General features: G+C 41.3%; 8 protein-coding genes. 1 reads left to right on the top strand and 7 read right to left on the bottom strand.

What is annotated here, in order from left to right; all coding sequences use genetic code 11:
* Nucleotides 1–29 precede the first annotated feature (29 nt).
* The 5 genes from IQ13_RS06905 to IQ13_RS06885 form a co-directional block, all read right to left on the bottom strand.
* Nucleotides 30–773 (bottom strand): rhamnogalacturonan acetylesterase, encoded by a 744-nt coding sequence (locus IQ13_RS06905; RefSeq protein WP_144885374.1) that lies wholly within the window; start codon nt 771–773, stop codon nt 30–32.
* A gap of 112 nt (nt 774–885) precedes the next feature.
* Nucleotides 886–2,322, bottom strand: coding sequence for a pectate lyase family protein (locus IQ13_RS06900; RefSeq protein ID WP_144885373.1), 1,437 nt, complete (start codon nt 2,320–2,322; stop codon nt 886–888).
* 141 nt (nt 2,323–2,463) lie between these two features.
* Nucleotides 2,464–4,038, bottom strand: coding sequence for a DUF5123 domain-containing protein (locus IQ13_RS06895; protein WP_144885372.1), 1,575 nt, complete (start codon nt 4,036–4,038; stop codon nt 2,464–2,466).
* A gap of 33 nt (nt 4,039–4,071) precedes the next feature.
* Entirely contained in the window at nt 4,072–5,901 is a 1,830-nt protein-coding gene (locus IQ13_RS06890; protein WP_144885371.1) for a RagB/SusD family nutrient uptake outer membrane protein, read from the bottom strand.
* A 29-nt stretch (nt 5,902–5,930) separates the two neighbouring features.
* Complete coding sequence (locus IQ13_RS06885) at nt 5,931–9,152, bottom strand: SusC/RagA family TonB-linked outer membrane protein (RefSeq protein ID WP_144885370.1); 3,222 nt, start codon at nt 9,150–9,152, stop codon at nt 5,931–5,933.
* A gap of 375 nt (nt 9,153–9,527) precedes the next feature.
* On the opposite strand from IQ13_RS06885, the gene IQ13_RS06880 reads away from it, so the two are divergent.
* Nucleotides 9,528–10,559 carry a LacI family DNA-binding transcriptional regulator gene (locus IQ13_RS06880; RefSeq protein ID WP_144885369.1) on the top strand — a complete coding sequence of 344 codons (1,032 nt, stop codon included), beginning with the start codon at nt 9,528–9,530 and terminating at the stop codon, nt 10,557–10,559.
* A gap of 2 nt (nt 10,560–10,561) precedes the next feature.
* On the opposite strand, the gene IQ13_RS06875 is transcribed toward IQ13_RS06880, so the two are convergent.
* Nucleotides 10,562–10,939, bottom strand: a complete 378-nt coding sequence (locus IQ13_RS06875) for a DUF2116 family Zn-ribbon domain-containing protein (protein ID WP_199758203.1) — start codon at nt 10,937–10,939, stop codon at nt 10,562–10,564.
* A 289-nt stretch (nt 10,940–11,228) separates the two neighbouring features.
* The gene (locus IQ13_RS06870) at nt 11,229–12,200 is read right to left on the bottom strand and encodes an Abi family protein (protein WP_144885368.1); all 972 of its coding nucleotides are present in this window, start codon (nt 12,198–12,200) and stop codon (nt 11,229–11,231) included.
* Nucleotides 12,201–12,270 lie beyond the last annotated feature (70 nt).

Here is a 12,270-nt window from a genome sequence, read left to right as displayed (position 1 = left end):
GTTTATACGCATTTTCATTGTACGATCAGTTATTCTTTTGCATTAACAATTCTTGATGCGAGTTCGGGCAGTTGTGCACGAATTTCTTTCAATACCAGTTGTGCAACCAGTCGGGCTCCAAACTCATTAAAATGTGTATTATCATCTTTCCCTTTCGGATGATTGGGATGTTCGCCTGGTTTCAGCTGCATAAAGAGTAAGGCAGAATTATCCGGGCCAAACTGCTGATAGAGTTGTTGCGTAAGCACATCCATATCCAGCAGAACAACTTTTTCTTCTGCAGCAACAGCTCTTGTAATCTTCATATAATCATCATGCGTACCAACGATCTTACCTGTACTGTCGAATTTTCTACGGGCCATGGAAGTAAGCAAAACAGGAATGGCTTTCTTTTCTCTTGTTTCGGTTACAAATTTTTTGAGATTGTTTTTGAATTGTTCCGGCGTGGTGGCTGTTTTCTTGGTAGGTACTTCATCGTTATGTCCAAACTGGATGAACACATAATCCCCTTCACTTACCTCATCCATAATTTGTTTCCACAAACCTTCTGTTTGAAAAGAAGAAGTACTTCTGCCGTTTTTTGCTTTGTTGACTATAGTTACAGTTGAATCCCAGAAATATACAAAAGGCATTCCCCATCCGTTTTCAGGATAAGCTTTTACCTCTTTAATACTGGCAGTGCTATCGCCTGCAATAAAGAGTTTGATCTTCTTTTTTGGCGGCAACATCAAAGCAAACAGCGGCAATGCAAACAATAAAACAACTTTCTTCATCTTACTTAATTAAACAGCCTCACCCTCGTTCCTCTCCAAAAGAGAGGGAGGCCAGGCTATCGTATTTTAATTATACAATAGTGCTAACTCATTTTTCTTTTTACAATCCTCATCAATTCGTTTTCACCAAGCTATTAATGTAAACTTCAATATTGGTATACTGCTGATGAAGTTTGTATTGACTTGCATCAGCTGCATCCTTTGCATTTAACCCATTTTTCTTTTCCCATTCATCGGGCATACCGTCTTTATCGGTATCAACAGCAGCTGGTTCGGATTTCAAAACGGGCCATGCATTGGTGGTGATTTCAAAAGCTGAGTGATGCGGATAATGTCCCTGCACATCAATAATTGCACCGGTACGATTGATGACATTGTTGATGATGCGTGCATCCATCGTATCTCTTTGGAATGAAGCCCCTACTTGCTGCAGAATAATTCTATAAGCATCTTCTGCTGTTTGTACCGGAATAGCAATTGTTGGGAATGCAACAGTTTGCACAACTGTTTTTCTTTCTTCTTCAGTTCCTTTCGGATCGGGATGTACACCTAATAAATTATTGCTTGTTACATCGGGTGCACCATCCACATAATTGCCTTCTACATAAAACCGGCCGAAAGGTTGTTTGTCTAGTTTGGAAGGATTAACAATTCTACTGCGAACATTTTTATTGGTAACCGGACCATACTTGTAATAATTGTTCACCATATTATATGTACCACCTTCGCCGCCATACACATTATTGTGCTGCCAGTTATAGATCACATTGTTGCGGAAATCAACAAACTCTGCATCGGCTCCAAGTCGTGCACCATTGAAGCGTGGGTTACGGCTTACACAATGTGCAAATAAATTATGATGGGCAGATAAATGTTGTCCGCCCCAGATACCACCATAACCATGGTGCTCCCAGTCCTTATCACCTGTTTCAAAATGATACGAGTAGTTGAGTGGTTCGGTAATGATATTCCATTGCAAGGTGGTACTATCGCCTTTGTAAACCGAACATACTTCATCGGTACTCCAGCTGAACGAACAATGATCGATGATGATATGCTTGCGGCCCGATGCGCCAAATGCATCATCGCCACCACTACCATCCACCATTCCTTTTTGTCGCTGGTATTTATCGCCCATGCGTACACGGATGTATCGAACAATGATATTATCACCTGCTAAACTCACTGGTTGATCGGCAAAACAAATACCATCGCCCGGAGCTGTTTGCCCGGCAACAGTAATATCGCCTTTAATAAACAATTTTGTTTCGAGATGAATGGTTCCTGATACGGCGAACACCACCATGCGTTTGCCTTTTGCTTCTGCAGCTTCACGAAAACTACCTGGGCCATTATCATTGAGGTTAGTAACGATCATTACTTTACCACCACGGCCACCGGTTGTGTATTTGCCAAAGCCTTCCGCACCGGGAAAAGCAATAGCTGCTGTTTCTGTTTGAATAGAAATTTGTTTCTGTTGAGCACAAGCGTAAAAGGAAGCGCATACGAATACGGCTCCAAGTACTGTCATAAACTTATTCTGTTTCATCCTGTTTGTTTAATCAATTACGCAAAGCATTTCAATAGAAATACGTTGCAATTTTTTTGCAGCAGCTTCTCGTTAACAACAGGTTTTGGGAAAAACGCCGCAGTAGATGTTTATACTGCGGCGTTAAATGGTTTTACTTCCTTACAGTCTCCAGCGTGGATCGCCCGAAGTACTTCTGCCCGGAAATGTATTATCGATAATTTTAAAATTTCCCGTAGCAGGATCTTGCCAGATCTGTGCTGCGGTTTTTGTATAGGTAATAATGTTTGGCAAATCGTTACCAGCCGATAAATGATCGGATGTACGGTAATTGTTGCTTGCGTTTATGGTTGTTGCAGCATTGGCTCGTACATCACGCACCGTAAAAGCACCTGAGCTGCTTTTACCAATACCAAAAATGCAGTTGTTAACGGTAATACCATTGGTTACATTATTGGTACCCGATGTACTGTAGTCTACATAGTATGAAGAACTGTTACCTGCAGGCGCTTCGTTAAACGTACAGTTTTCAACCAAAACCGAGATGGAATTATTTCTGCTGGTAATTACTTTCTCTACTTTATAAATTGTACTGTTGGTAAGCTTAATATTATCTGCACGGCTTGTTGCCACATCAATATTAAATATACCGTAGTTCGAAATACTGTCTACAATACAGTTGTTCATTTCGAGGTTTGTAATAATAGCCGGCTGACTTTGTGTACGCAACACACCCCTGAAAATTTCCGCTACGCAGTTTTCGAAACGGATCTTACCAATATTGCAGGCAGTGTTGATGTTGAATACATACTTGGATGCATAATCGCTGCCACGCAACACCACATCATTAAACACAATTGAATCGATAGTACTGCCTGATGTAATGTTGAAATTGGCAGGCATGTAAATAACCGGCTTATTCGGGTTCAACAAATCGGCACCCGCAAGGAACGTAAGTGTTTTGTTGATGTTGGTGGTAGAGCTGATGTTATAGGTTTCACCACGCTTCAATAAAATAATACTGCCCGATGCAACAATGGGGATTGTATCCTGCAAAACACTTGCTCGGCCGGTAATGCCACGCAAATCAATAATTGCACCTGTTAGCGGGGCTTTTGTAGTAAAGTTTGCCCAGCCACGCACAGTAGCTCCGCTGTACAGGAAAATGATGTACGATGTAGAACCACTTAAACCCGAGATGATCTTGTATGCATTGGTAATATCCGTTGCATTTAAAGCTGTTGTACTCACTACAGAGCTGTCGGTTGCAAGCAGTATTTTAATTTCGGTTACTGCTGCACCGCTGTTTGTCCAGCTAACTTTCACCGAGTTGTCGTTTACATCACTTAAGCCCGGCACATTTAAAATAGTGGGGAAGCGGGCTGTTTTAATAGCGCCTAAATCTGCAAACTTCGAACTCTTCGATGTATCGGCAGCATTGGCTTTAACCCTTACCTGGTATACTTTTTCCCAGTAGAGATTTTCAAACAAATGCACATTGGTATCAATTTTTACACTGGCGGCAATGGTGCGGAAACTGTCCACACTTATTTCAGCTGTGTAAGAAGCAGAACCGGTTACAGCCTGCCAGGATACTTTGATCCAGTTACCGTTCGATTCCAGTGCATCTTTAATCACCGGACGGAACAGGCGTGGCGCCTCACCCGGATCATCCATTTTTTTGCAGGCAAACAACACTACCATTGCAGCCAGCGATATAAAAAGTAATTTCTTCATTGCAATTTTTTTTAGAATGGCCAATGAGTTTTATCAGTAACCATATTGGTTTTGTAATACACCAAGACTGCTCGAAATAACCGAGTTGTGCAAAGGCAGAATATAACGTAATGACGATGCTCCCGTATTATCGGTATAACCACGCCAGGTCCATAATACATAGTTGGCAGAGCCACTGGTGGTGGTGTTATACATCGCTCTTGTCCAGGCAATACGGGTGTAACCATCGGGGTTACTGCCAACAGAAGGCACATCTTTTAATGGTGGTTCTACAGCCGGTTTTTTAAACTTGTTGTACCAGCTGATGGTACCATCGCTGTTACGTTTGTAATACAGGTAATCGGGCAGTTGTGCATAGGTACCTGTTCCTGCATTACCATCAATACCCATTTGTGCAAGTGTATTTCGTGTGTCGGCTACTTTTTTACCAAACAGGTTCCAGCGTGCCAGATCGTATTTACGCAAGCACTCACCACCAAACTCCCATGCACGTTCGTTTACAATGGCATTGAAGAAGGTTTGTTTATCGGCAGCTACTGAATTAATGTACGCCGTTACTTTTTCACCCCATAATGCTTCCGGGAACGCACGCTGACGAACAAGACGCAATGCATCCTGTGCAACAGCTGTAGGTCCGTTCAATTCATTTTCACTTTCTGCCAACAACAACAGTACATCTGCATAACGCATCACCGGCCAGTTAATACCTGTACCTTTTGCCGATGCAGAACCTAAAGGCGTTGGCACCAGTAATCTGTTCCATTTACCGGGAGCAATTGAGGTGGCACCGGAAGGTTGCTGTAAAAGATCTTTATCGTAATAAATAATAGAACAGGTAACAGGCAAACGTTTATCGGTTGTATCGAAAGAATGATAATACGTAATCGGAAATGATAAATAGTTAGAACCTGAACCGTATGGATGTGTGCCTGCATCTACACGCACACCATTGTTCCAACCCACATCACCAAAGCCGGGATGAAACGCTACTTCGTACAATACGTCGCTGTTAACAGGTTTGATGTATTTGTTCTCGTTCATGAATACTGTTGCATAATCGGGTAAAGCACGAGGCTTCAGATCGATCAGCTTTTTTGCATACGTATTCGCAATCTGGTAGTATTCACGATAATCATCTTTACGCTTCATCGTTAAATCGGGTTGCAGCGAATAACCGCCACGCATCATTGCCAAACGTGCAATAAATCCAATCACAAACTCACGGTTGATCCGTTCAATACCGTAATCCAGTTCATCAGCCCAGGCCATCTTTGGCTCTACCTCCATCAGATCCTTGATGAGAAAAGACAGAATCGTATCCCTGCCTGTTCTTGGTAAATAGAAATTATCACCCGCACGTGAAGGTTTGGTTTTAAATGGTACATCGCCCCAGTGATTAATGAGCCAGTAATACCACAAAGCACGCAGTGCTCTTACTTCGCCCAACAGGTTGTTCATAACTTTGCTGTTGGGTTCTTTTACCAGGCCCACTTCCAGTAAACCTTTTTCGCATTCGTTGGCACGGTTAATGGCATTAAAACCATTGTTCCAAACCGTTAATAAATCGGCATTGGCCGGTGTACATTCGAACGACCAGATATCACGACGTGAGTTATCGGGCGATGCAGAAACACCACCACATTCAATATCGGTGTTACCCGCAAAGTTGTTCGACAATCTGGAGGTATACGCATCCTGGTTAAACAATGCATACACACTGTTCACCGATTTTTTTGCATCGGCTTCACTCGCAAACACATACTCGGGTGTGAAGTTGGATGGCGAATCGGCTGTTAAAAATTTCTTGCACGATTGCAGGATACCTGCAGCAAGAACAAATAAAATGACATATAATTTTTTCATGGCAATTTCTTTTGTTTGATCAATACAGGTTAGAATGTTACATTAATACCGAGCGTGTAGTTGCGGCTCTTTGGATAAGCCGAATAATCAACACCGGGTGTTAACTGTGAGTAACCATCACTTCTGGTTGAACTTACTTCCGGATCGTAGCCGGAATACTTCGTCCATAAGAACGCATTGTACACGGTTGCGTATACACGCACCTTGGTCATACGAAGTGAAGAAATCATATTCTTAGGTAAAGAATAACCCAATGAAAGATTGTTTAACCGCAGGAACGAACCATCTTCCACCGCCCACGAATGAAACACGGGAACAGCTGTACCAAAAGAGAAAGGCGACCATATTTTTGCGTTCGCATTCAGCTTGCCTAACTCAGTAAGATCGGTAACAAGATTACCGGCTGCATCAATATACTTAAACCGGTTATCAGAATTAACAGTGTTAAGCATGTTACCATAGCTGGTGCGGTAAAACTGATTGAACGAAATTTTACCGGTATTGTAAATATCATTCCCTACAACCCAGTTAAAGTTTGCACTCAGGTCGAAACCTTTATACACGGCACTCAAACCAAAACCACCTGTGTGCCTGGGTAATGCACTGCCGATTACCTGGCGATCGGCTGCTGTAATAACACCATCGCCATTGAGATCTTTCAGTTTCATTACACCCGGGCGAACACCAGCAGCACCACCAAGGAACGAACCAACATTAACCACACCTGCTTTCAAAGCATAGGTTCTGGTAATAGGGTTGTACGAATCAAAATCGTTAACTGTATACATACCATCTGTTACATAACCATACATTAAACCAATAGTACGGCCAACATACACACGGTAATCGTCTTGTGTTTTCAGATCGGTACCGGCCCAGTTAGAGGAGAATGGCTTTTCGTTCACACCATCCAGCTTATCAATTTTCGATTTATTGATACCGATATTGAATGTACCATTCAGTTGAAAATTCTTCGACTGTACAATGGTACCGGTTAAACCCAGCTCAATACCTCTGTTAGATGTTTGGCCGATGTTACGTTGCTGTTTAGAGAAACCGGTGATCTGCGGAATATCTGATTCTACTAACAGGTCTTTCGTCGTGTTCCAATACACATCGAACGAACCGGATAAACGTTGTTTAAATAATGTAAAATCTAAACCGGCGTTACGGGTAACGGTTGTTTCCCATTTAATATCCGGATTAGGTAATAACGAGGATGCATAACCGTAGTAGGGATTAGCAACATCGCCAAAACCAATGGTACGGAAGTCGGTTGGCGCAAATTGTACTCTCCACAAATCGTTTGGAATACGGTTGTTACCCGCCTGTCCGTAACTTAAACGTACTTTCAGATCGTTCACAAATTTTACATTGCTCATGAACTCTTCCTGCGATACTCGCCATGCAAACGCTGCAGCAGGGAACAAACCCCATTGCTTGCCGGGTGCAAACTTGGTTGATCCATCGGCACGTGCTGTGAGTGTAAGTAAGTAACGGGAGTCGAACTGGTAGGTAACACGTCCGAAGAATGAAGCAATACGCTCACCTGCAAATACAGTGGTCGTATGACGGTCTTGTGTACCAAGCGTCATGTTGGCAAACATTTTTTCGGGCTGAATATTTTCGGCAAAGAATTTTGCACGGTTAAACTCAGAAAAACCTCTGTTGAGTACATTGATTTCCTGACCGGCAAGGAAAGTAAAATCGTGTTTGCCGATTTCTTTTTTATAGTTCAATGTATTCGTCCAGCGATAACCATTCGAGTTGGAATTGGTTAACTCGCCAAGTGGTAAGTTACCACCAACGTTTCTTGATTCACCGGTTAACGGACCGTAGTAACGTTTATTTTGTCCGAAACCAAGATCGAGACTGAACTCGGTACGGTAAGAAAGCGCAGGAACAATATTCCAGGTAGCAGCAAGGTTGGTATTGAATGTATAATTCAAACGCTTGCGATAATCCTGTGCAATGAGTTTAGATGGATTGATTAAACTTTTGAGGAACTGCTCATAATCATCATCCGTACCTGTAGGATCTAATGTAAAGATATCGGCCAAACCATTTACAGGGCGTGTGGTAATGGCATCGCCGATACGGAAGCTCGATGAACCGGATGAACCTGCACCATCAATTACCGTATGCACAAAACGAGTTGCATAATCGAAACGCAATGCTTTTGAAACTTCGTGGTTTAATTTAAAGTTTACATAGTTGCGCATGTAACCCGAACCTTTAATTAATCCCTGATCGGTATTGTTGGTAGCGCTTAAACTGAATTTTGTTTTTGATGTTCCGCCTGTAATACTCAGGTTATGTTGTTGCGAGTAAACAGGTTTACCAAACAATTCCTTTTGCCAGTTGGTACCTTTCTGGTATTTGTACAATTCCAAATCTTCGTACACACCAAAAAACTTGGTGAAATTATCTACCGCACTCTGATTTTGTATACGGGCATACTCATAGTTAGCCAAAACAAATTCGTAAGGCGATAATACATCGAGTGTGCGGGGTAAAGTACGTGCAGTACCAAAAGAATTGATAGAGATAGTTGTTTTACCTGCCTTTGCAGATTTCGTGGTAATGATCACTACACCATTTGCACCACGTGCACCATAAATAGCAGAAGTAGCCGCATCTTTTAAGATATCGATGGTAGCAATATCTGCAGGCGCAATATCATTGATACTGTTTACCGGAAAACCATCAACGATATATAAGGGCGAGTTATCCTGTGTTACAGAACCGCCACCACGTACACGAATCACAATTTCAGCACCGGGTGCGCCATCGGTTGTAGTAACCTGTACACCGGGTAAACGGCCTGTAATTGCTTCTGCAGCACTGGCAACAGGTATCTTCGATAATTCAGCAGAGCCAATAGAAGAAACAGTACCGGTAAGATCTTTCCGTTTAATAGTACCATAACCGATCACCACCACATCTTCCAATGCGGCTACATCTTTTTCAAGACTGATGTTTACTTCCGATTTACCATCGGTTTTAATGGTTTGCGGTTTGTAACCGGAATAGCTGATGGTTAAGGTTACTGCACCGGTACCGGGTGCAGCAATAGAAAAGTTACCATTTGCATCTGTTTGCACACCGTTATTGGCGCCGCTCAGCAGCACACTTACACCTGCTAAACCGGCACCGGTTTCATCGGTAACCTTGCCTTTAATCTGGCGGGTTTGGGCAACTGCAATCGTACAACACATGCAAAGCAAAAACAGGGAGAAAAACTGTTTCATACTGTGTTTAGTTTTTAAATAATCAATAGACTTTTACTGCAAGGGGATGCAATAAAAAAGTTGAATGTTTTGGTGATTGTTTTGAATCGTTAACTGGTTAATGGCCGATGTAAAATCTTATGTTTTGGTTTCGTTCAATACAAGCAAATCCGTTCGTTTAACAAAACAAGTCTACCTACATTTTAACGAATCGTAAAGGCCTGCAGAAGGGTTTATTTACGCAATCGTTCCCGAGAACGATGCCATTTTTCCGCAACTATCCTGTGCTGTCTGTTTTTTGCTTTTTAATGATTCACAATTGGTTATGCAAAAACTGAAGAGGGCCTCCTGTCATTTAAGATTTTTATCATCTATCTTTAGCGCAACATTGCAGTTATGAAATTTGAAGCTGTTACCATTAAAGATATTGCCAAGGCATTGGGACTTTCTACCTCTACTATTTCACGTGCATTGCGTGACAGTCATGAGATCAGTGCCGAAACAAAACAACTGGTATTGGAGTGTGCCGAAAAGCTCAACTACAAGCCCAACCCCATTGCATTAAGTTTAAAAGAAAAACGCAGCCGCTCCATTGGTGTGGTGGTATGCGAAATTGCCAACAGTTTTTTCTCGCAGGTCATTAATGGTATTGAATCGATTGCATACGATCGTGGTTACAATGTCATCGTATCGCAAAGTCATGAGAGTTACGATCGGGAAGTAGTGGATCTGCAGTTTCTTTCCTCCCGTTCGGTAGATGGATTGATTATTTCACTTGCAACAGAAACAACCGATCTCAGTCATATTAAAGCATTGCACGATCGTGGTATGCCCATTGTGTTGTTCGATCGCATCACTGAAGAGATCAATACACACAAAGTAATTGTTGATAATTACCGGGGTGCATACGATGCTACAGAACATTTAATTAAAAATGGATTTAAACGGATAGCTGCATTGGCAGGCTCCGAGTTTTTATCCATCACCTCCGAACGTTTAGCCGGTTACAACGATGCCTTAAAAGCACACGGACTGGAATACAGCAAAGAATATGTACAGCATTGTTATTATGGCGGAATGGTTTTTTCGGAAGTAGAAGAAGCCGTCAACAAATTGCTTACACTCAAGAAACGACCCGATGCCATTATTACCACCAGCGATAAATTAACCACCGGCTGTTTGCGTACATTGAAACGCAGAGGCATTTCTATACCCGATGAAATAGGGATGATAGGTTTTTCGAATTACGATATTGCTGAATTGGTAGATCCTCCGCTTACGGTTATCCGTCAACCTGCCGAAGAAATGGGCAAAGCTGCTACAGAGTTGTTACTGCAACTGGTAGAAAGTAAACGGCCTGTAAAAGAATTTGAAAAACGTGTGCTTACACCCGAGTTACAGGTGCGTGCATCGGCCATTAAACGATAACACTACTCCTCCTTTTTCTTTACAACCAGGTACCAATCGTTTTCGAGCGGCAGATAACCATAATCGTAACAATAGAAATACGTCTTGCCGTTTTTGGTCGTGTAGAGGTGTGTGATGTATTTGAAATGAAAACCCATGCGCTGCAGTTTATCTTTTGTGGCTTTTGCTGTTTCTTCTGCTTCGGGTAAAATACTTTCCAGGATCTTTCTGTTCTTCAGTAACGTGTTGTTGATGTTACGCACCAGGCTGCTGTAATTACTTTTGGCTTTTTGCTGGTTGTTATAGTTATTCCGGCAGTAATCATCACAAAACTTCTTATCAATTCTTCCCTTTAACGGCTTGCCACAGGCCAGGCAGGTTTTGGTTTCCAGTGCAGTCATAGTAAAGCATTTAGACAATAAGATACAATTAATTTATCCGTGTGCAAACGTTTCTACACGCTTAGCTTCGGATAGAAACGGCAATAATATACCTGTTTACACCAGACAAAACGGAAAATCTATGTAGTTGAAAATGAACCTCAATTTGGCTTTCAAGTCTCGAAATACTTGACTGGTAGAAAGGATGCTAACCTGCATCAAAAACCAAATGAGTAAAAGAAAGAACAGAACAAAACCACTTTTCGCTTTGTGCTACTGGTGCGGTATAAGTAAAGGTATTAAATTTAAATTATGCTAATCGTTTTTCGATTTTGATTGCATTTATACAGCTAAAAATAACAATTCTAATTTTGTGAGTAAAAGGCGATGATATGCTTTTCCAAAATGGATCGGACTGCCAATTTTTATTAAATCCAGCAGCATTTAAGTCAATATTATTAAACCTTTTTATTAGACTTCTAATTTTACCAGCAAATATTGAACTACTATTAACCCTTTCTAGTAAATAAGCAGCTATACATATAGTAGTATAAATTTTGTCTGGTTTTGATGGTGGGTATGAAATCCAAAGTTCACTTGCCTTAGTAGGTATGGTTGCTTTCACTGTCATAATTCTATTCCATAATCTACTATGGTGAGCGCAAATGTTTCTAATATAAACTAAATGCTCAAGCCAAGATTCTAAAACAGAAGGGCTTACTCCAAAATGACGTGCAACAGCCTTCTTTGCATCGTTATTATGAAGATTCTTATACATTATTGAAATTTGCCCGAAAGACAAAATCTCCATAGACATCCATGCGGGAGGATGTTGCGGAACGGTATATTTTGAATAATAATGTGAAATAAATACCTCTTTTGAGTTGCCTAATTCGGTGTGAACTTTTTTCAGAAATTTAGTATGCTCTCTTATAAATAAAGATGGGTCTTCATACCAATTGTTACCGTGTCTATGACAATACTCGTAAACGATTCGACATCTAAGTGCGACCTCTATTCTTTCTATTGCATCTAAAAGAATACTTCTTAACTCTCTGTCAAAAATATAAAGTTTTTCTACTTTTTTAAAGTCTGCCCACGGCATAAAATCATGGCTAGGAGAACCAAATTTTTGAAACGATAAAAAATAAGCACTAAGCCTGTAATAGCTGATATTGTTCAGAGTTTTAGCCGCAGAATTATCATTAATAATTTTTAATCCTCTTTTTTTTAATAGGGCTAATTGTTCTGGGATGGTTGTGGCGTTTTTGGGGAATTTCATACTCTATAAAAAACAGAAAACTCGCCCGGGTGCGCTGTTCTGCGGGAAGCGTGGCGAGTATTATTACTAC

Source organism: Lacibacter cauensis (assembly GCF_007830055.1).
Taxonomy (GTDB): Bacteria; Bacteroidota; Bacteroidia; order Chitinophagales; family Chitinophagaceae; genus Lacibacter; species Lacibacter cauensis.
Note: the sequence above shows the minus strand (reverse complement) of the source record. Positions and strands in the feature narration are given on the sequence as shown.

What these genes read in the sequence shown, in the direction of transcription:
- IQ13_RS06905 (WP_144885374.1), bottom strand. Translation starts at nt 773, where the DNA reads ATGAAGAAAGTTGTTTTATTGTTTGCATTGCCGCTGTTTGCTTTGATG.
- IQ13_RS06900 (WP_144885373.1), bottom strand. Translation starts at nt 2,322, where the DNA reads ATGAAACAGAATAAGTTTATGACAGTACTTGGAGCCGTATTCGTATGC.
- IQ13_RS06895 (WP_144885372.1), bottom strand. Translation starts at nt 4,038, where the DNA reads ATGAAGAAATTACTTTTTATATCGCTGGCTGCAATGGTAGTGTTGTTT.
- IQ13_RS06890 (WP_144885371.1), bottom strand. Translation starts at nt 5,901, where the DNA reads ATGAAAAAATTATATGTCATTTTATTTGTTCTTGCTGCAGGTATCCTG.
- IQ13_RS06885 (WP_144885370.1), bottom strand. Translation starts at nt 9,152, where the DNA reads ATGAAACAGTTTTTCTCCCTGTTTTTGCTTTGCATGTGTTGTACGATT.
- IQ13_RS06880 (WP_144885369.1), top strand. Translation starts at nt 9,528, where the DNA reads ATGAAATTTGAAGCTGTTACCATTAAAGATATTGCCAAGGCATTGGGA.
- IQ13_RS06875 (WP_199758203.1), bottom strand. Translation starts at nt 10,939, where the DNA reads ATGACTGCACTGGAAACCAAAACCTGCCTGGCCTGTGGCAAGCCGTTA.
- IQ13_RS06870 (WP_144885368.1), bottom strand. Translation starts at nt 12,200, where the DNA reads ATGAAATTCCCCAAAAACGCCACAACCATCCCAGAACAATTAGCCCTA.